This is a genomic window from Microcystis sp. M169S2 (genome assembly GCF_020245865.1).
GTDB lineage: Bacteria > Cyanobacteriota > Cyanobacteriia > Cyanobacteriales > Microcystaceae > Microcystis > Microcystis ichthyoblabe_A.
This window is the reverse complement of sequence record NZ_JADBUB010000220.1, coordinates 1-20,765: the sequence shown is the minus strand read 5'-3', so window position 1 is coordinate 20,765 and position 20,765 is coordinate 1. Positions and strand designations below refer to the sequence as shown.

Here is a 20,765-nt window from a genome sequence, read left to right as displayed (position 1 = left end):
GGCGGCTTCGGTATAGGCGGCGATCGCCCGTTCTAGGTTGGCTACCGGCTCTTTCCCTAGTTCGGCTTGGGTGAGGTAGGCTACGCCCAGATTAGTGAGGGTTTGGGCTAAATCCCTTTCTAATCCGGGTTGGCGGCTGATAATGGCGGCTTCGGTATAGGCGGTGATCGCCCGTTCTAGGTTGGCTACCGGCTCTTTCCCTAGTTCGGCTTGGGTGAGGTAGGCATTGCCCAGATTAGTGAGGGTTTGGGCTAAATCCCTTTCTAATCCGGGTTGGCGGCTGATGGTGGTGGCTTCGGTATAGGCGGTGATCGCCCGTTCTAGGTTGGCTACCGGATCTTTCCCTAGTTCGGCTTGGGTGCGGTAGGCTATGCCCAGATTATTGAGGGTTGCGGCTAAATCCCTTTCTAATCCCGGTTGGCGGCTGATAATGGTGGCTTCGGTATAGGCAGCGATCGCCCGTTCTAGGTTGGCCACTGGCTCTTTCCCTAGTTCGGCTTGGGTGCTGTAGGCATTGCCCAGATTATTGAGGGTTTGGGCTAAATCCCTTTCTAATCCCGGTTGGCGGCGGATGGTGGTGGCTTCGGTGTGGTTGGCGATCGCCCGTTCTAGGTTAGCCACCGGCTCTTTCCCCAGTTCGGCTTGGAGGCTGTAGGCACTGCCCAGATTATTGAGGGTTTGGGCTAAATCCCTTTCTAATCCGGGTTGGCGGAAGATGGTGGTGGCTTCGGTATAGGCGGCGATCGCCCGTTCTAGGTTGGCTACCGGCTCTTTCCCTAGTTCGGCCTGGGTGAGGTAGGCATTGCCCAGATTAGTGAGGGTTCCGGCTAAATCCCTTTCTAATCCGGGTTGGCGGCGGATGGTGGTGGCTTCCGTGTAGGCGGCGATCGCCCGTTCTAGGTTAGCCACTGGCTCTTTCCCTAGTTGGGCTTGGGTGAGGTAGGCTAGGCCCAGATTAGTGAGGGTAGAGGCTAAATCCCTTTCTAATCCCGGTTGGCGGCTGATGGTGGTGGCTTCGGTATAGGCGGCGATCGCCCGTTCTAGGTTGGCTACCGGCTCTTTCCCTAGTTGGGCTTGGGTGAGGTAGGCATTGCCCAGATTAGTGAGGGTAGAGGCTAAATCCCTTTCTAATCCCGGTTGGCGGCTGATGGTGGTGGCTTCGGTATAGGCGGCGATCGCCCGTTCTAGGTTGGCTACCGGCTCTTTCCCTAGTTCGGCCTGGGTGAGGTAGGCTATGCCCAGATTATTGAGGGTTTGGGCTAAATCCCTTTCTAATCCCGGTTGGCGTTCAGTTGCAGCACAAAATTCGTATCCATAGACGGCAATGGCTAGGTTAATGAGTGGATTACCTTTAGTAAACCTAGAAAAAGCATCAGCAAGACGATAGAGGAGTACCCCTAGTTGGTAAATTCCCCCTGGACTGGCCTGTTCCCTGGTTTGATTTCCCCAAGCACGGAGGAGGTTAACTAAGTTTTCATCTAAGAGATGGAGGTTATTGTCAAGCAGGGGATAAATTGCTTGGCGGTTTCCGTCACTTTCCTCGACAGTTTGCAGTAGGGTTTGTAAAAAACTGATGTAGAGGTTTTGGTTATCTCTGGGCGGGTCTAAAATTTGCTCTAACTGTTGCGCCATATTCAGCAACCATCTCCCGTTATTGCTGTCTCCTTGCTGTTCTAAGAAGCCTGCATACTGCTTCATCACAGCGACTAAGCCTGCATCAAGTAATTCCGCATTAGCTTGTAATAGCGCTGGTTCCTGACCATTTTCGCACTGGAAGAGCGCTTGGATTAGGGCTAAGTAAGCTTCTATTCTTGCTTCGTTCATGATTGGTTTTAGGTTTTAGGTTTTATTAGCGTTAGCGATAGCGTAACGCACCAAATAAATTAATGATAGATGTGGTGCGTTACGACGGATTGTTAGATGTGAGTAGGGGCGAAGCATTCGGACAATAACCTATTACTGAAACCCTAGATTTCCTATCCGAATGCTTCGCCCGTACCCCGAATTTTTCTCTAGCAAACTCAATTGGGGATGGGGGGTGAGTGCGATCATGGATTTTAAGCTATAATCAAAGATGTTGATTTATCCCATGAAGTAACAATGTTATCGATTAATCTAGATCGAGAAACCGAGAACTATCTAGCAGACATCATTTCCGAAGAGAATATTAGCTCAGAAGAACTTCTGAAAAAACTCATTTACGAACATTGGCAAAGCTTAAAACCGCGTAAAACTTTATCACAACGCCGGGGAGGTCATCCTCAGCATCTTTTAGAAAATGCTCCACCTGATTTATCATTGCGAGAAAACCGCAAAAAAGTAGTGGCAGAATATATCCAAAACCACCATCAGCAAGATCATTCATGACAAATTATCCCCCCAAAATTATTACAGATAGCAGTATTTTATTCGCCTATTATAGTTCCCAAGATATAGTTATTTCAACTAAGAATGAGACAAGACTCACCTATCTCACTATTATTGTCAGTAAGCACTCCCGCAGGGGCGAAGCATTCGGATAAGAAATCTACGGTTTCAGCGATAGGTTATTGCCCGAATGCTTCGCCCCTACAACCTTATTTGAAATGACTATATGTTACATTTGGGCGCAGGTTTCCCAGATGGCGAAAAGTGGGATATAATTACAAATGATAATAGTCAAAATTAAAAGGTAAGTATGCGCTATAAAGTAAGGTTACAAGAGAGCGAGGAAGGATATGCGATATGGTGTCCAAGTTTACCGGGGTGCTGGTCACAAGGGGAAACTAAAGAGGAAGCTTTAGAAAATATCAAGGATGCCATTCAACTCTACTTAGAGACAGTCGAAGAACTAAATAAAGATGACGAATCTCTTTATGTAGAAGTTGGATAATTATGCCAAAACTTCCAGGAATAAATCATTTAAGAGCAATTCAGGCCTTAGAAAAAGCAGGTTTTCAAGTCATTAGACAAGGTAAACATATTACGATGGCGAATGGGAAGCGTATTATTGTCATTCCTAGAGCCAATCCGGTTAATGCTTATACTATGGCTGGAATTGTTAACGATGCTGGATTGACCATTGAAGAATTTAAAAAGCTTTTATAGCTTTTCGACAATTATTTTAATACTTTTCATGATTATTTTTTAAACAAATTTTCCCAATTCATCAAGCAAATCCATCGCCACCTCTAGCCAGTCCACCGCACCCTCTGAAGATGACTTAGGCGTTGCTTCCCTTACCCCTTCCGGACGCGAGACTAAGGGTTTAAAATTCTCATTATTCTCGTTGGCCTTCTCTGCTAAAAAGTCCCCTAATAGCTTCGGACGCTCATAGTCCTGCCGATAGTCCCAGACCCAGTTTAACACCGTGATTACCTCCGATCGCTGTTCCGCTGACCAGCCTTGTTTATCGATATACTGCGCCATGATTTGCTGACAGTTTTCCCACCGACGGTAAGCCTCCCACAGCGCCGATATAGGTTTCCTCATCGCCAAGGACACCGCACCGCCTTCTGGGAAATCCTGGCGCAGGTCCGAACTCAACAGAACCCCAGTTAACCAAGCTCCCCCTTCCCCTAACTCGACTAAAATATAGGCCAATGTTGCTGGATTTAGGTCAATTTCGACCCTAATTTGGCTTAAATCCAAAAGTTCTGCACCAGAGTCTTGGGGAATCAATACAACTTCTAGTTTACCTAGCTTGGGTAGTACCACTTGAGCATTATCAGCCGCCGCAGCATCTACCTCTATCCCATGCTCTTCTAGATAATCTGTCAGCACCGCCGCCGCTAAGGTGTTCTGACGAATCAATTCCCCAAAGCTGGGATAGGGAACCCAAACAGAGTCGGCTAAATCTGTTTTAGGGTCTAAACCCGCAAGTTTAGCTAACTCAACCAGATCATCTGTATCTGCATTAGCAAGACGCAGGTACAGTTCTTCAACTTCTCGAATAAAATCTGCATCACTCATAACGTAATACCTGACGACTTAGATAGGGTTGGGTTTTATGCTTTAAAAATAACTTAGCTACTGCTAACTCAAATACGTTCAATTTGTGTCCAGAAATATCATCTTTAAATAAATTTTCTAAACCTGTAATCACAACCTGACGCATTTCATGAGTAAATGTCGCTTCAACGCTCCAGGGAACACCCGCAATTAACATTTTACCCAGGGAATCCGCTAATTCCCCAATCAAAACAGGCTCACCTGTCCTATTCTCGAACACCCACACAGGCTGATTATTTGCTCCCTTGTGACTAATTTGCGCTATTTTAAGCTGAAACTTATCCCCCTGGGACTCTTTCCGACGCTGTTCTCTAGCTCCCTTTAAGCTTGCTTTCGGTAAATCAGGAGTTACAGTTCCTTCTAGTTGAAACTTGCTTTCCTGTTCTCCTCCTAACTGACGTTCAATCTCTAATTCCCTTGCTAAAATCTTTTTCAACGCTTCATTTCTCAACTCAGAAGGCATTTGGCCATTCTCCAGTTTTAAGCGCAACTCTCCCCCCCGCAAACCAAACTTAACCCGTCCAAAAGAAAAATCAAGCCACTGCTCATTAAAAATAATCCGCACCGATAGGGAAAACGCCTCTGGATCAGACTTTTTCAAAAGCGAAAAAAGTCCCTTCGACTCAGGCGCAACGGGTTCTCCCGAAATCTCCAAGTGCAGACATTCAGGACACTTATTGTCATGTTCTGTTACCGCAATTGCCCTTGATTGCTTTGCCATCATCCTAGGCCTTTCAAACCCTTAACTGTAATAATTGTACTGTATGTGGGGTTTGCGGCAAAAAATTTGTTGTTTTGCTAATAAAGTCCCAAAACCATTTTTTAGCAAAGCTGCTACCGATATTCAGCCAGCCCTAATTAGCTAGAGCAAGCCTCAAGAATTCCTAGCAAATTAACTAAGGGGTTATCTTAATGCTTGCTGCTATCAGCTTAATTTTCTTCCTCCGCTTCTGGGGTTGGTTGTGGTAAACGAGCGATAAAATCTTTCATTTTAGGATGATTAAACATTTTCTCCGTATCTTGCAGAAGACGTTGACCCCAGAGATTTTCCCCTAAAAATTCCAGACTGACATAACGACTATCGCTAGTGAGAGCGGCCTGAGCTAATTTGATGCCCTCCTCAGTTTTTCCTTGACTATAAATAGCCACCGCAATAGCTAACTGAGGTTCTGGCTGTTTAGGATCGATTTTCAAAGCGGCCCGCCAATCTTTAAGAGCGGCTTCCTTATCACCCTGTTCGTATTTAACTAAACCAATATTATTAATAGCGGGCCAAAAATCTTTATCTTGATTAACAGCCTTTTCGTAAGCTGCGATCGCTTGGGGATATTGTGCTAACTTGAGATAGGAATTACCGAGATCAAAAAGAGCGGGGGAGATATCGGGTTTAATTTGCAAACCCGCTTCAATCTGGGCAATAGCAGACTTGTAATCCTGATTCTGAAAATAGGCACTACCGAGGGAAAATTTAATATTAGCGTGGGCATCGGCGGGAGCAATGGACAAAGATTGATTTAATGCCTCGATACCGAGTTGCACCTGATCGTCTTGCAGATATAAACTACCGAGAATAAACCAAGTTTGATAGAGATGGGGGGCTAACTGCACCGCTAACTTAGCCCGTCCGAGGGCCGCATCGGTACGGCGAAAACGAGCTAATTGGATGGCATCTTCGGCGATTTCAATTCCCGCTTGTTCCATCTGTTCTAACTCCGGTTCGATGGCGTAGGGGAGTAGTGCTTGGGAAAAAGCCGGCGGGCTGCCAGCGACGAAAAAAATGAGCAAAGAAATGATTAATCGAAGTTTTGGCACAGTTTACCCCCGCGATAGGCCTTTTTTAATCAGTCTATCTCGCTTGGGAGTTGTTGGCTAAAGAAACAACAAAGGCAACTCTAGAGACGTTAGTATATAACCAATTAACTTTTGGCTGATCGATGGCAATAACCGTGTTGGGAAAATCAAATCGCCCCCTATTTTGGATATTCGGACTCATGGCTAGTGGTTTTCTGGCGGTGGGAGTGGTTTCTTATCGCTTGCTGCAAACCCCTCCTCCTGGCCTAGAATTGGCGAAAATGACCGTTCCTGCTCAACGGGAAACCCTCGCTGTGGAAATTAAAGCTAGTGGTAGGGTGGAACCAATACAAAGTGTCAACATTAGCCCAAAAAACCCCGGCCGATTAGTGCGATTATTGGTGGATCAGGGCATGATTGTTAAAAAGGGACAAACCCTCGCCGTCATGGATAATTTAGAGGTGTATGCCCGGGGAATGCAGTCAGAAGCGCATCTACGGGAAGCTCTAGCCAGTCTGGAACAGGCTAAACGCAGCATTCCCGAAGATATCCGGCAATTACAAGCCCGATTTTATCAGGCCCAGGCCAGTTATAAGCAATTAGAAGCCCGTTTAGCTCAGGCCAAAGAAAGAATTCCCAAAGATTTAGACCAGCTGCAAGCTCAGGTACAAGCGGCCCAATCCCGTTTTCGACTAGCAGAAAATCGGGTTAAACGCAATGAAAATTTAGTCCGGGAAGGGGCGATCGCTCAAGACCAATTTGATGCCGTCCTCAATGAATATCTCAACGCTAAAGCCAATTTAGACGAATCGATCCGCCGTTTGGAACAAGCGGATAAAACCGCTTCCCCAGAAGTGGCCGGAATTGAGCAGGAAATGATAGGAGCGGCAGCAGCGATCGCAGAAGCGAAATTTGCCCTCGAACAACGCCAAAAAACCCAAGAAACGGAGCTGGCTCGACTAGAATCATCTGTAGCGGCCGCTAGGGCCGATTTAGAGCAAATCAAGATTCAATACCGCGATACGGTCATTACTGCTCCCTTTGATGGCATCGTCACCCAAAAATACGCCACTGAGGGTTCTTTTGTCACCCCCACCACTTCGGCCTCTAGTACCGCTTCCGCCACTTCCACCTCGATTATCGCCCTAGCATCGGGATTGGAAGTGATTGCTAAAGTGCCGGAAGTAGATGTGGGTTTATTGCAGCGCGGCCAACCCGTGCGCATTGTCGCCGATGCTTTTCCTGAAGAAGTCTTTGAAGGTCGAGTTATTCTCGTAGCTCCCGAAGCAATTATCGAGAATAATGTTACTTCTTTTGAGGTCAGAATCGGTTTGGTGACGGGACGGGACAAACTTAAATCGAAAATGAATGTGGATGTAACTTTTGTCGGCCAGCAGTTAGATAATGCCCTCGTCGTGCCGACTGTAGCCATTGTCACCCGGGAAGGCAAGTCAGGGGTTTTAGTTCCCGATGCCGAAAATAAACCCAGTTTTAAACCCGTTTCGATCGGTTTGGTCCTAGACGATAAAACCCAAATTTTATCAGGTTTGGAAGCTGGAGAAAAGGTCTTTATCGATCTCCCCGAAGGGGCCGAAGATACCTCGAAAAATAATAAAAAATCTCAATAATTTTTCTTAACAAATATATCCAAATTGTCTTTTTTATGCTCTGGCAGGAGTCAGGATTCAGGAGACAGGATTCAGGGACAGGAGATTATTTTATTTATTCTCCCCACACCCCACACCCCACACCCCACACCCCACTGATAACTGATATGTTTATCATCGAAAGTTTAAAAATGGCCGTCTCCACCCTAAGGGCCAATAAAGTGCGTAGCGGCCTAACCATGCTAGGAATTATCATCGGTAACGCTTCGGTGGTAGCCATGATCGGTATTGGCCAAGGGGCGCAAACCTTAGCCAATGACCAGTTTGCTAACTTGGGACCCAATACCATTTTTGTGGTGCCGGGGTCGCGACAAGCACGCAATACCACCGTTGATTTACCGAAAACCCTGGTTTTAGCCGATGCTCAGGCGATCGCCGAACAAGTTCCCACCGTCGCCGAAGTCGCTCCGGAAATAAACGCTCGTTTCCTGATTTCCTATCGTAATCGCAACATGACGGCTCTAGTGACGGGAAGCACCTCAGAATACGCTTCTGTCCGCAATTTTACCCTAGAAAAAGGTCGTTTTATCAATAATATCGATCTAGCCCGCAACAAACGGGTAACGGTAATCGGCCGTGAAGTGGCAGCGCAACTTTTCCCCACCCAAAATCCCCTCGGTCAACAGCTGCGGATCAAAAATCTCAGTTTTGAGGTGATCGGGATTTTAGAGGCGAAAGGCTCCTTTTTTGGCAATAATCAGGATGAAATGCTGATTATTCCCCTTAGTACCATGAACTCGCAACTGGTGGGCAAAACCTCCCCCTACGGTGTCGAGTTGAGTTGGATTAGTCTCAACGCGCGATCGGGGGAGGAAATCCGCGCTGCTAAGTTCCAAATCCAGAATCTCCTGCGTTTACGCCATAAAATCGTCGCTGAGGATGATTTTCGCGTCGAAACTGCTAAACAGATGATCGAAATCTTCGGTACGATTACCAAGGGTCTAACCCTACTTTTGGCTCTAATCGCCGGTATTTCCCTAATTGTCGGTGGTATCGGGGTGATGAATATTATGCTGGTTTCGGTTTCGGAAAGAACCGGGGAAATCGGACTAAGAAAAGCGATCGGAGCCAGAGAACAGGATATTCTCTTACAATTTCTGATTGAATCAACTCTCGTTTCCATCGCCGGCGGTGCGTTTGGTATTCTCTTCGGTGCAGGAGCGATCGTTCTCGTCTCCAGTTTCTCTCCCCTGGCCGCCACTGTTTCCGCCAGCGCCGTCGCCCTGTCTTTGAGTGTTTCCACGGGTATTGGTCTCTTTTTCGGCGTTTTTCCCGCCTATCGTGCCTCTAAATTGGAGCCGATTGTCGCCCTCAGAAGTGTATAATTTTTTAAGTTTTTTCGGGGACGTTTTTGGCAAGGATTGCTTTTATAGCTAAGTTAGGGTTTAATGTGTGGGACGGATTTTATAATCCCGATAACGACGATAATCATTGAGGATGCGATCGTGATCAAAGCATAAAGGTTGGGGGAATTCCCAGAGATGAAAAATCCCGACTTTTTTGGCATCATCGGCAGCGATCGGTTTTCCTTTTGCCGTGGCGATAAAAACGATACTAATGGTGTGTTGACGTGCATCGCGGCTAGGATCGGAATAGACGTGAAATTGCTCGATTAACTGCACCTGCAAGCTGATTTCCTCGTAAGCTTCCCGAATGGCGGCCGTTTCCACCGATTCGCCGTAGTCCACGAATCCCCCCGGAATTGCCCAACCAAAGGGCGGATTTTTTCTCTCAATTAGTACGATCGGACGATGGGGCGAGTCGATCAGTTCGATGATAATATCAACAGTAGGGGCAGGATTGCGATAGGTTGTCATTTTTTTCAGTTGTCAGTGAACATTTATCGGTAATCGGTGAATAATTTCATTTAAGACTCATAACCTTAAAATCGAATGCTTTCTAACCAGTCACTGATCAGGGATCACTAACAAGGAGGATCATAAAAGTTGTTAGAAAATGCCAAGAAAATTACGGTGATAGGTGGGGGAATTTGGGGACAAACTCTCGCTAATTTGGCTAGACTTAATCACTTAGCTGTTAGGGTTTGGTCTCGTCATACTGGGGAAGATTTAGGGGCTATTATAGCAGATACTGATGTAATTATTTCAGCAGTTTCGATTAAAGGAGTTGTTCCCACGATCGAACAATTACAGCAATTACCATTAAATTCTTCCACAATTATCGTCACCGCCACTAAAGGATTAGAGCCAATCACCACTCGTACTCCTTTTCATCTGTGGAATCAAGCTTTTCCCGCTAATCCCCTTGTGGTTCTTTCTGGTCCCAATTTAGCTAAAGAAATTAATCAAGGTTTACCCGCTGCGACGGTGGTAGCAAGTTATCAGCAAAAAGCGGCAATATTGTTACAAAAATTATTATCTGGGGAATCTTTTCGGGTTTATCTGAATAGCGATCCCTTGGGGACTGAGTTAGGTGGCACTCTTAAAAATGTCATGGCGATCGCTTCTGGGGTTTGTGATGGTTTACAGTTAGGTACTAATGCCAAATCTGCCCTATTAACTCGCGCTTTACCGGAAATAATTCGGGTGGGAACTTGTCTAGGAGGTTGTCAAGAAACTTTCTTCGGTTTATCGGGTTTAGGGGATTTATTAGCTACCTGTAATAGTCCTTTATCCCGCAATTATCAAGTGGGTTATCAATTAGCTTTAGGTTTATCTTTGCCTGAGATTTTAGGGAAGTTAGAGGGAACTGCCGAGGGAATAAATACCACAGAAGTTTTGATGAGAATTGCCCAAGAAAAAAATTTATATGTACCGATTACCTGTCAAGTTGATCGTCTTTTGCGCGGGGAAATTTCTCCCCAAGTTGCCGTTTATGAATTAATGCGTCGGGATCTAAAAGCAGAATTTGATTAAGAGACAAGAGATTTTTTAGTAAACAGTAAAAAGTAATCCGTGAGGGGTTGGGAAGTGGGGACGAAGGTTTAACGCTTTGCTTTGTTGGTTATCTTAGTCATAAATAAAGTATCAAATAGCCCCAACGGGATTCTCCATTTTTTTAGATAAAGATAGTGCGTTAAGCAAATTATTGTTATTAACAAATATTTTACACACTTCATACACGATAAGCACCATGGCTCACCACTACTACCCAATCATTACCCGGTTGCCTTTTTGCTCGATCGATTTTTATAACTCCCCTAATGGCTTCAATTATTATTTACTCAGACTGAGACTCAGGGAGTAACTTAGGTTGAAATAATTGGGAAGGAACAAAACGAAAACCGCTTTGATCTTCTTGACGAATTAATAATCCTTGTTCTTCCATCGATTTAAGTTGGGGCAAGAGAGCAACAAAGGTTATAGCATCAAGTTTAGCCAAAGTTTGATCAGAAATATTCTCACTAATGCCACCGGCTTGATGAGCAACGTATAATAAATGACGAAACTGAGGACTTAAATAATCAGTAAAGTCTTTTTGAAGGATTTGCCAAATTGAATAAAAAGCAGTTTCATCAATAATTTCATATCCTTCTGAAGCAGCTTGCCTTAATACTTTTTCACAGATAGTATTCAGTTCTCGAGGAATTCCTTGAGCGCAACCCGTAATTAAATTGATGACTTCCTCTGTGAAAGGATAGGGATCATTTCGCTGTTCGTTTCTGGCACTATTAAGATAATTAATAGCAATGTGACGTAAATCATCTTGACTCATGGGTTCAAGGGGAATATCTTCAGAAAAGATACCAAGGGCTTTTAAGGTTGCTTCTTGAAACTCGGTAAAGCCTCTTCCTGTCATAATAAATCCTCGATGTTTTCCCATCCGAAATAAATCTAAACTACTTTCTAAAATTGTTCGGACAACAATGGGGTCTTTTTTGTCAAAATCATCAATAGCAATAACAATACGAGAATAAATTTCCTCGGCTCTATTTAATAAACGAATGAGTAGAGGATAGGGATCAGCATTGGCAGTGGGAGTCAGTTGATTAGCAGGGGATTCTTCCTTTTTGCCAAAGGATAAAAAGCCTAATCTAACTTGCCCTTCGATAGTGGTTTTATTGCGTTGGATAGAATAACCTAAAAGCATATTAGCAATGTCTTCTGATTCTTGATCACTATCCGCTAAACTATCGGCTACAGCTAATAATAAAGCACGATAAAATTCCGTGGAACTTTCCCCAGGAATACCGCTAATATAACGCAATAACATTTTTTCATTTAATTGGTTAACTTCCTGTTGTAACTGGTTAAGTAAATTAAAAATTAAGGCAGTTTTACCAATACCCCAAGCCCCCCTAACTAAGATATTACGTCCTTCATAGAGGGTCGGAATAACGACATCTAAAACTTGATCTCGTCCATAAAAAATCTTTGCTAATTTTTCGGGATCATCGGGGGGAGTTGGTCGAAAAGGATTTTCTATAAGTCCCCATTTTTTGAGAGTTGATTGATAACGGCTGAGTCTTGTCATTTTTTACGCAGATTGTAGAATTTTTAGTAGATGATTAATTTCCTCTAGTCGTTCTGAATTATTGTTTTCTTGATAATATGTTTGTGCCTCTTTTAAATGACTACAAGCTTGGGAAATCTTGCCAATTTGTATTTCTAGATTGCCCAGTGCAGTTGTCACAGAAGCCACATTATCTTGATCACCTAAACGACGGAATAGACGTAAAGAATCTTTAAAATAAAGTCTTGCCTGTTCGAGCCTACCAGTGCGATGATAGAGACGGGCAAGTTCCAATAAAATTGGAGCCAAACTACTAATATCCTTTTGTTTTTGATAAAGTTGCTGACAATTTTCTAAGTGTTCAATAGCTTCTGTATAATATCCGCCCTCAAATAAAGCTTTTCCTAATTGATAGGAATAGTTAAAATATAAGGTTTTGTCTTCGGTTTTTTCAATAATTTCTCCAGCTTGTTTATAAGAGTTAATTGCTTGTTGAATGTCTGCCACTTTACCAAGAAGTTTAAATCGTTCTCTGAGAGTATTGGCTAAATTATATTGTGTCTCTGCCCAATCTCCTGGAAAGGCTTGACGGGTATAAATTTTTAAGGCTTCTTGATAACAGACAATTGCATTTTCGATATTCTCGGCTTTATTGCCTCTAATTCGTTCACTATAAGCATTGCCTAAATTATTTTGAGTAGTTGCCCAGTCAAGAGGAAAGACATCAAAAGTACGAATTTTTAAGGCTTCTTGATAACAGAAAATTGCGGTTTCTATATTCTCTACTATGTCTCCTTTGATTCTGTTTATGTAAGCAGCACCCAGATTATTTTGTTCCCTTGCCCATTCATAAGGAAAAGCATCACGGGTATATACTTCTAATGACAGGTTATAAGCAACAATAGCTAACTCTAGATTATCAGCCCTTTCTCCTCTGATGCGATTACTATAAGCAGTACCCAGATTATTTTGTACCCTTGCCCATTCATAAGGAAAAGCTTGACGGGTATATACTTCTAAAGACTGGTTTAATGCTGCTATAGCTAACTCTAGATTATCTGCCCTTTCCCCTCTGATGCGATTACTATAAGCAGTACCCAGATTATTTTGTACCCCTGCCCATTCATAAGGAAAAGCATCACGGGTATAGACTTCTAAAGACAGGTTATAAGCAACAATAGCTAACTCTAAATTTTCTGCCCTTTCCCCTCTGATACGATCACTATAAGCATTACCCAGATTATTTTGTATCATTGCCCATTCATAAGGAAAAGCATCACGGGTATATACTTCTAAAGACAGATTATAAGCAACAATAGCTAACTCTAAATTTTCTGCCCTTTCCCCTCTGATACGCTTATTATAAGCATTCCCCAGATTATTTTGTCTTGCTGCCCATTCATAAGGAAAAGCATCACGGGTATATACTTTTAACAGGGTGTGATAGCCTGTAATAGCGATTTCCAGATTATTAGCCCGACTTCCCAAGGGAGACTCTGAAATATCAATTAACCCCGTTGCATAGTTTTCCATCACCTGCAAAAATTGGGGGTCAATCAATTCCTGATTTGCTTGCAGAATATTATTGAGTTCCTCATCATCGGCACGAGCAAGCAACTGTTCAATTAAATTCACATAAGCTTGAGCGCGTTGTTCATTCATTGCTTTGATTGTGATTGATGTGATGGACTATGATTTTTTCGACAGACCGACCCTATGAATATGCTAATAAAAAAAGGTGGGTTAAGTCCCACCTTGATAACTGATTAGGATTTTTGGCTGAAATAGGCCTCTAGCGCCTCATTGATGATTTGATTCATCGGCCGTTTTTCCGTTTCCGAAGCTTCCTTGAGACGGACAAACATATCATCGGGGACGCTGACACGGTTTTGATTTTTACGCACGCGTTTGGGTTTTGATTCAGTAGTAGTAGTTTCGGTCATTTTAGGTGTGTAGGTGGCTGAAAATGCTTGTAAAGCAGGGAAATCGACTCGATGACAGAATTCTCCGAAGGTTTCGTTATTTTGTTGATCCTGTTGGAAGTAAACGAAAATCGGTTCTAAGACCTTTTCTAGATCATCGATCGCCATTTTATCCAAATAGGGGCGCGCTAGTCGAGTTTGATCGGCTGTTCCCCCTAACCAGAGTTGGTAGGAATTGGGAGCGCTACCCACAAATCCTAATTCTGCCATATAGGGACGCGCGCAGCCATTGGGACATCCTGTCATGCGGATGACAAATTGCTCTTTGCTTAATCCTAAGCGATTAAGCAGGGTGCGAATGCGTTCAATCACGCTGGGTAAAATTCTTTCTGACTCAGTAATCGCTAATCCACAGGTGGGCCAAGCGGGACAGGCCATGGCATAACGGGTTAAAGGGTCAATTTCGGCGGGATTAGTGATAATTCCGTGTTCTTTCAGGATCGCCTCGATCGCTTGCTGATCCTTGGGTTCAATTTCGTAGAGAATGATATTATGGTTAGCCGTCAAGCGCATGGGTAGCTGAAAACGCTCGATAATCACTTTTAAGGCGGTTTTTAGCTGAAAACTGCCTTCATTTTTGACCCGGCCATTTTCTACATGAAGACCAAAAAATAATTTTCCGTCTCCCTGTTCATTCCATCCCAAAAAGTCTTGATATTCCCAGTCGGGGAGGGGTTGGTAGGGGGCAATTTTTTGGCCGAAATAACCCTCAACAGTGCTGCGGAATTTTTCTACTCCCCATTCTTCGAGGATATATTTCATTCTCGCATGACGACGATCGCCGCGATCTCCGTAATCTCTTTGGGTTGCCACGATCGCTTTTACCAGATCGTACACATTTTCTTTGTCCACATAACCGATCGCATCGGCCATTCTGGGGAAAGTTTCCTCCTTATTGTGGGTCCTTCCCAGTCCACCCCCCGCAAGGACGTTAAAACCCTGTAATTGACCATTTGCGTCGGTAATCACCACCAAACCGAGGTCATTGGTGTAGATATCGATGGAGTTGTCCCCCGGCACGGTGACACCGATCTTGAACTTACGGGGCATATAATGTTGACCGTAGATCGGTTCGATGGGATCGTTTTTGTTAATGCCATTTGTATCTTTTTGTCTCGATGCCTTGACTTCTGGCGCTTCTTCTGCACTGATAACTTTTTCGCCATCGAGCCAAATTTCGTAGTAAGCTCCAGTTTGGGGAGTGAGCAAATCGGCGATATTATTGGCATATTCCCAAGCATAGCCGTATTCGGGGCGATTTTTGTAGGGGGCTGGCGGTGCGGTGACATTGCGGTTAACATCACCACAGGCCGCTAAAGTGGATCCCATACTGCGGATAATTTCCCCGAGGGTAGCTTTGAGATTTTTCTTTAAAATGCCGTGTAATTGGAAGCCTTGGCGAGTTGTCACCCGTAAAGTGCCGTTACCGTAGCGATCGGACAAACTATCGAGGGTAAGATATAGTTGCGCGGGAATAAAACCCCCCGGACTGCGGGTACGCAACATCATTTGATAGTCTTTTTCTTGACCTTTGGCTCTATTGTCGCGATTATCCTGTTGATAGGAACCGTGAAATTTGAGGATCTGCACCGCCGCATCGGTAAAATGGGTTGTATCTTCGAGGAGTTCACTGGCCAAAGGTTCTCGTAGATAATTACTGCGTTCTTTGATACCTTCGACTTTAGAAACCTTGGCGGTAGGAGAAATAGGAGTTGTAACCATCGTCTAACAGCACGATAACCTGTGGATAGGTCTTAGGAATAGGAATTTAGACAAGCTCGATCGATCCTAAGAAGTTTTACTAAGATGATCTCTAGAGTTCGTTCCAGACTCTGAGGTTAACAGTAGCGATCGAGACCTTAATTCTATCTTAGCTTCTTACCGTCCCCCGCGAACGCCATCTACCGATCGAGTTTTTATGACCAATTCTCCCAACATTAAAACGGTTATTAGTCAAGAACCCTACATTATTCTTAACAATCAGGGAGAAATTCTCCCTTCTATTAATCTGAGTCGTCCTAATTATAAATTGGGTCGGGATGGTCAACAGGTGGATTTAGTTGTTCCCCAACACTGGACGGTGGTGAGTCGAGTCCAAGCTTGTTTTCGTCGTCAGGGAGATGATTACTATATCTACGATGGAGACGGGACTAATCCTAGTTCCAATAAACTTTTTATCAATAATCGCGTCATTACTCCCAAAGAGGGCTATCTTTTACAAAATGGGGATGAGATTAATATCGGTCAAGATGTCAAAAATTGGGTCAAGATTACCTATTATCATCCTAACCAACCAGTAAAAAGCCAATCTTTAGCTTTTAAATCAGTTTCCCTAAGCAATCGCAGTGTAGTTTTAGGACGAGATAATGCTGCCACTGTGGTTTTAGACGCTCCGACAATTTCCCGACAACACGCGATTATCGATAGCGATAACCAAAATCGTTATATTCTCTACGACAAAAGCACCAATGGAGTCTTTATCGACGGAGAAAAAGTATCGGGTAGTGCCATTTTAACCAACGGTTGTACAGTGAGAATCGGCCCCTATAGTTTTCGGTTGCAGGGAGATGAATTAGTTTTATTAGATACGGGGGATAATATCCGTCTGGATGCCGAAAATATCGTCAGGATGGTGCGGGATAAAAAGAAACAAGCTTTGATAATTCTCAATCATATCTCCTTACCGATCGAACCGAGTCAATTAGTGGCGATTGTCGGGGGAAGTGGTGCGGGAAAATCGACTTTATTAAAGACTTTATTGGGAATTGAACCCACTACCTCAGGGACAGTTTATCTGAATGGGGAAGAGCTGCGCCAGAATTTTAATATCTATCGCACCCAAATCGGTTATGTTCCCCAATACGATATCGTTCACAGGGATTTAACTGTGGGAGAAGTGTTATATTATGCTTCTAAATTAAGGCTACCTCCAGATATTAATTGCCAAGAAGTGATCGAGAAAACCCTAGAGCAAGTGGAATTGTTAGCAAGAAGAAATACTTTAGTCAGAGACTTAAGCGGTGGTCAGTTAAAAAGGGTAAGTATTGCGGTAGAATTATTAGCTAATCCCAAATTATTCTTTTTAGATGAACCCACCTCGGGATTAGACCCCGGTTTAGATAAAAAGATGATGGAATTGCTGGCAAAATTGGCCAAAGAAGGTAGAACAATTCTCCTAGTCACCCATGCTACTAATAATATCAATCTCTGCGATCGATTAGTTTTTCTCGGTCAAGGAGGCAATTTATGTTATTTTGGTTCTCCGGGGGAGGCCTTAAATTTTTTCTCTTTACCTCAGGGGGATTTTGCCGATATTTATATTCATCTGGAAACTAGGGAAAAAGTTGAGCAAGAATGCCAACGTTTCCAACAATCCGACTACTACAAAAATAATATTGAAGCAAGAATCGCTAAAATATTTCAGCAAAATCATAGTAAACCGCAACAGGTTCAACAATCTTTTTGGCCACAACTACAGGTTTTATGTCAACGCTATAGCCAATTAATTATCCGCGATCAGGTTAGTTTAATTTTATACCTATTAACCGCCCCGATCGGAATTTTATTAATGGCTATGGTTTTAGGTGGCAAAAATCCTTTATTTTTGGGAGATAATCCTAGTTTTGATCAGGCTATCCAATCGGCACCTTTAGCCTTAAAAACTCTCTTTGTTTTTACCTGCGCGCAATTGTGGGTAGGTTTTGCCTGTTCCCTACAGGAAATTGTCAAAGAATCGCCAATTTATCAGCGAGAAAGATTAGTTAATCTGGGATTATTACCCTATTTATTCTCAAAAATTCTGGTTTTAGCAGCCGTAGCTTTTCTGCAAACAATTGTAATTACCTGCGTGATATTTTGGGGATTTACTGACCCGCAACCGGAATTAATGACTTGGTTAATTGGCTGTTTTATTACCACATTTTTAACTATATTTGCGGCGATTAATCTCGGTTTATTAATTTCTGCTGGCGTTAATAATATCACTCAAGCAAATAGTGCCTTACCTTTAATTTTAATCCCTCAGATTATCTTTGCTGGGGTATTATTTAGCTTAGAAGGTCTGGGAAAATATCTATCATGGTTGATGATCAGTCGCTGGTCGATTGGTGCCTATGGGGTATTAGTAGAGGTGGAAACTATGATTGCAGAAGCGAAAGAACAAAATAGTTTTAATTTCCCTTTACCCTTTGAGGATACCAATCAAATTTATCAATTATCTATCAATAATTTGTTATTGAATTGGGGAGTTTTAATTCTTCATTCCCTTATTTATTTTCTCCTTACCTATTGGTGGCAAAAAAGAAAAGATATTTTATGATCTAAATTATGAATTATGAATGATAACTGATAACTGATAACTGACGGCTAACCCTACTTAATTTAACTTCAGATCAAGAGCGATCGGACATTCCACTTTCGTTCCCCCTAAACCACAGTAACCGCCGGGATTTTTCGCTAAATATTGCTGATGATAAACTTCAGCATAATAAAATTCAGGTGCGTCGATAATTTCCGTGGTAATTTGACCATGGCCCGCTTTATTGAGAGCTTCTTGATAGATCGAGCGAGATTTTTCCGCTAATTGCTTTTGCTGGGGACTATAGGTATAGATACCCGATCGATACTGAGTTCCCGTATCATTACCCTGACGCATTCCTTGGGTGGGATTATGACTTTCCCAGAAAACCTTTAACAGTTGTTCGTAGGAAATCACACTGGGATCATAGACCACTAAGACCACTTCATTATGCCCGGTCATGCCGCTACACACTTCCTGATAGGTGGGATTGGGGGTGATACCAGCCGCATAACCTACGGACGTGGTGTAAACTCCTTCTAATTGCCAAAATTTCCGCTCTGCTCCCCAAAAACAGCCTAAACCAAACATTGCGCTTTCCATACCGCCAGGGAAGGGGGGCTGCAAAGGATGACCGTTAACGTAGTGGCCGCTAGGTACGGGCATTTTTTCCGATCGCCCGGGTAGTGCTTCCCTTGCTGTAGGCAAAGTTACTTTTTTGCCGAATCCGAATAACACCATAATAAATAATTCGTCCAGAAAGTTTGACTTTACTTTACATTATCGCTTAATTTTAGGGATTTCAGTGATCGGTGATCAGAACCGAGGCTGCAGCTCAATTTTTGTCAATCTACTGAGTTGGGATTTTGGGCGTTGCTGAATCAAGGTATGAATGCCAACTGTGCATCAGATGAAAAAGTTAGTTTGGCTCTAGGTTTTAAAAATACCAGAAAAGAAGATTCATATCTCAAATCAGCAACGCCTCATTTTAATAACTGGACTTCCCCCATACAGAAATACATAACTATTGAATGATAGCTTTATAAAGCAAAAAAGCAACTAAAATATGATATTATAGTTGCATATAACTGACAATAATTATTATCAGTTATACGATAAAATATTTTGCATAAATTGTCAAGACAATCTTAAAAAGACTACCGAAAAATGACTATTCTGTTCTCAATACAAGGCTCTTTGTACTTATCTGGCTTTATCTAATTTTCGATAAAAGTCTCGGCAGCTTACGAGATTTGTTTTTTCGACTAAATCATCAAGGGATAGCTGTGGACTTATCTACTTTCTCTAAAGCCAGTAAAAACCGAGATTATCAAGCATTTAATCAGATTTATTTAAGCTTAAATCACGAACTAATATATGCTATCGATTCAACGTCTCGACTTTTCGGCTTAGATCAGAGTCCACTTCGCTCGACTTTGACCAGCAAATTGTTTTGGATGTCGGCCTATCATCAGATGAAATTAGTGATGCTCCTAGATACTGAAACTGGTTCTATAGCGTTTCTGATTCACAAGAGGTACATTCCCGATCCTGAACAGCTTAATCAGCAAAGGTTTAAGTGTGCCGCACAGATGCGAGAACCGCTATATATTAATCGTATATTAGATTTTACAGTTTAGGCAAATTCCTCAAATATATGGGAATACTTTACTTAATAAACTGCGCTATGTTAACTTAATTTTATCCCAAGAGGGAAATTTAATCTCTCTAAGCGAACGCCTGTTCTTATTAGTTTGTATGTAAAGTTTTATGTACAAATTCAACATTTCTGCTACAGATAATTCAGTATTTTTGCTTATTGATTTGGCGCAGGCGAACGATTAAGCTGTGGTGTATGAAGCGTTCAAAACTTTTACCACTATGCCTATTACACCATTGAATTTGTTGTGGTCTCAAAACCTATTAATGGTTCAAGACAATAAAGATAACTTTCTCTATGAAAATGCAAAAACTGCATTTTCACCACTCTGGTGGCCTAACTTCAGATCTCGCTTTAAAGATATACTTTTCTCGGCCACCTGGACGACCAATACACCTTACACACCGATCGCAGGCAATTCACTTGGTGGCGTTAACTCCGTAGCCCCATATACTGCTGCCGTAAACGATACCGTTATTAGAACTCTTGATTCCACAGAAAAAGGGTTACTTATACACACATCACAAAATGGCTCTGGCTCAGTGAATCCAAATCTCTGGGAACCAACAGATATAGCCAATACCAGTCCATTGCCTCCTCCAAATAGCTTAAACCCTAGTGCATTTACCTTTGCAGAAGCCCTAGGAAACGCAAGTTTTGGCAACCTATCTCTAAGCTATTTTCTAGCAGAAGATACATTCCGGGGCATATCGGTAAACCTGGGCAGGATATCTCGCCGTCCCAGTTCATCTGCTAAAGTTACCTTAGTCTGGACGGGAACACCTAGCACTACTGATACAGACGCCAACTTAGATGTTTATCTACAACCCACATTCCGCACCCTAAGCTGTCACAGAGAGAAATTACGGAGAGAAAAAATCAAAGTGAGCATAAAAATAAACATAAGGAGCGAAAAAAGGCATTTGAGAAACAGTAAAGCACCAAAAATGGCATCAAAACCTATT

17 protein-coding genes and 1 pseudogene are annotated in these 20,765 nt (G+C 42.9%); 8 read left to right on the top strand and 10 right to left on the bottom strand.

Features of this window, described 5'->3' with window-relative positions:
• A partial coding sequence (locus IM485_RS20295) for a tetratricopeptide repeat protein (RefSeq protein WP_502882199.1) occupies positions 1–1,824 on the bottom strand: 1,824 nt, incomplete at its 3' end.
• A 276-nt stretch (positions 1,825–2,100) separates the two neighbouring features.
• Between IM485_RS20295 and IM485_RS20290 the strand changes: the two genes are divergently transcribed.
• The 3 genes from IM485_RS20290 (at position 2,101) to IM485_RS20280 (ending at position 3,087) form a co-directional block, all read left to right on the top strand.
• Positions 2,101–2,367: a hypothetical protein gene (locus IM485_RS20290; RefSeq protein ID WP_272015222.1), complete on the top strand. Its 267-nt coding sequence runs from the start codon at positions 2,101–2,103 to the stop codon at positions 2,365–2,367.
• Positions 2,368–2,677: 310 nt separating this feature from the next.
• Positions 2,678–2,872: a type II toxin-antitoxin system HicB family antitoxin gene (locus IM485_RS20285; protein WP_002784633.1), complete on the top strand. Its 195-nt coding sequence runs from the start codon at positions 2,678–2,680 to the stop codon at positions 2,870–2,872.
• Between the two features lie 2 nt (positions 2,873–2,874).
• On the top strand, positions 2,875–3,087 hold the full coding sequence (locus IM485_RS20280; protein ID WP_004268323.1) for a type II toxin-antitoxin system HicA family toxin: 213 nt from the start codon (positions 2,875–2,877) through the stop codon (positions 3,085–3,087).
• Between the two features lie 39 nt (positions 3,088–3,126).
• Here the strand turns inward: IM485_RS20280 and IM485_RS20275 are convergent, their stop codons facing one another.
• From IM485_RS20275 to IM485_RS20260, 4 genes are all read right to left on the bottom strand, one after another.
• Positions 3,127–3,951, bottom strand: coding sequence for a hypothetical protein (locus tag IM485_RS20275; RefSeq protein WP_287745232.1), 825 nt, complete (start codon positions 3,949–3,951; stop codon positions 3,127–3,129).
• The gene (locus IM485_RS20270) at positions 3,944–4,711 is read right to left on the bottom strand and encodes a hypothetical protein (RefSeq protein ID WP_287745230.1); all 768 of its coding nucleotides are present in this window, start codon (positions 4,709–4,711) and stop codon (positions 3,944–3,946) included. The genes IM485_RS20275 and IM485_RS20270 overlap by 8 nt, the downstream gene beginning before the upstream one ends.
• Before the next feature lie 209 nt (positions 4,712–4,920).
• On the bottom strand, positions 4,921–5,802 hold the full coding sequence (locus tag IM485_RS20265; RefSeq protein WP_287745228.1) for a tetratricopeptide repeat protein: 882 nt from the start codon (positions 5,800–5,802) through the stop codon (positions 4,921–4,923).
• A 34-nt stretch (positions 5,803–5,836) separates the two neighbouring features.
• Positions 5,837–5,983: a hypothetical protein gene (locus IM485_RS20260; RefSeq protein ID WP_002740204.1), complete on the bottom strand. Its 147-nt coding sequence runs from the start codon at positions 5,981–5,983 to the stop codon at positions 5,837–5,839.
• Here IM485_RS20260 and IM485_RS20255 point away from each other — a divergent pair.
• Both IM485_RS20255 and IM485_RS20250 read left to right on the top strand, forming a co-directional pair.
• Positions 5,925–7,409 carry an efflux RND transporter periplasmic adaptor subunit gene (locus IM485_RS20255; protein WP_287745226.1) on the top strand — a complete coding sequence of 495 codons (1,485 nt, stop codon included), beginning with the start codon at positions 5,925–5,927 and terminating at the stop codon, positions 7,407–7,409. The two genes, IM485_RS20260 and IM485_RS20255, sit on opposite strands and share 59 nt — an antisense overlap.
• Before the next feature lie 146 nt (positions 7,410–7,555).
• Positions 7,556–8,773: an ABC transporter permease gene (locus IM485_RS20250; protein WP_287745236.1), complete on the top strand. Its 1,218-nt coding sequence runs from the start codon at positions 7,556–7,558 to the stop codon at positions 8,771–8,773.
• Between the two features lie 60 nt (positions 8,774–8,833).
• Here the strand turns inward: IM485_RS20250 and IM485_RS20245 are convergent, their stop codons facing one another.
• Entirely contained in the window at positions 8,834–9,265 is a 432-nt protein-coding gene (locus tag IM485_RS20245; RefSeq protein WP_002753251.1) for an NUDIX domain-containing protein, read from the bottom strand.
• Positions 9,266–9,394: 129 nt separating this feature from the next.
• Between IM485_RS20245 and IM485_RS20240 the strand changes: the two genes are divergently transcribed.
• A complete protein-coding gene (locus IM485_RS20240; protein ID WP_104395831.1) occupies positions 9,395–10,324 on the top strand; it encodes an NAD(P)H-dependent glycerol-3-phosphate dehydrogenase in 930 nt (309 codons plus the stop codon).
• Between the two features lie 304 nt (positions 10,325–10,628).
• Here the strand turns inward: IM485_RS20240 and IM485_RS20235 are convergent, their stop codons facing one another.
• The 3 genes from IM485_RS20235 to sir form a co-directional block, all read right to left on the bottom strand.
• Positions 10,629–11,882: an AAA family ATPase gene (locus tag IM485_RS20235; RefSeq protein WP_104395830.1), complete on the bottom strand. Its 1,254-nt coding sequence runs from the start codon at positions 11,880–11,882 to the stop codon at positions 10,629–10,631.
• Between the two features lie 3 nt (positions 11,883–11,885).
• The gene (locus IM485_RS20230; protein ID WP_104395829.1) at positions 11,886–13,523 is read right to left on the bottom strand and encodes a tetratricopeptide repeat protein; all 1,638 of its coding nucleotides are present in this window, start codon (positions 13,521–13,523) and stop codon (positions 11,886–11,888) included.
• 104 nt (positions 13,524–13,627) lie between these two features.
• Entirely contained in the window at positions 13,628–15,565 is a 1,938-nt protein-coding gene (gene sir, locus IM485_RS20225) for a sulfite reductase, ferredoxin dependent (protein WP_287745223.1), read from the bottom strand.
• Positions 15,566–15,761: 196 nt separating this feature from the next.
• Between sir and IM485_RS20220 the strand changes: the two genes are divergently transcribed.
• The gene (locus IM485_RS20220; protein ID WP_287745221.1) at positions 15,762–18,161 is read left to right on the top strand and encodes an FHA domain-containing protein; all 2,400 of its coding nucleotides are present in this window, start codon (positions 15,762–15,764) and stop codon (positions 18,159–18,161) included.
• A gap of 57 nt (positions 18,162–18,218) precedes the next feature.
• Here the strand turns inward: IM485_RS20220 and msrA are convergent, their stop codons facing one another.
• Positions 18,219–18,881 (bottom strand): peptide-methionine (S)-S-oxide reductase MsrA, encoded by a 663-nt coding sequence (gene msrA / locus IM485_RS20215; RefSeq protein ID WP_287745219.1) that lies wholly within the window; start codon positions 18,879–18,881, stop codon positions 18,219–18,221.
• Positions 18,882–20,021: 1,140 nt separating this feature from the next.
• Here msrA and IM485_RS20210 point away from each other — a divergent pair.
• Positions 20,022–20,765: pseudogene (locus IM485_RS20210) on the top strand (hypothetical protein); the annotation flags it as partial.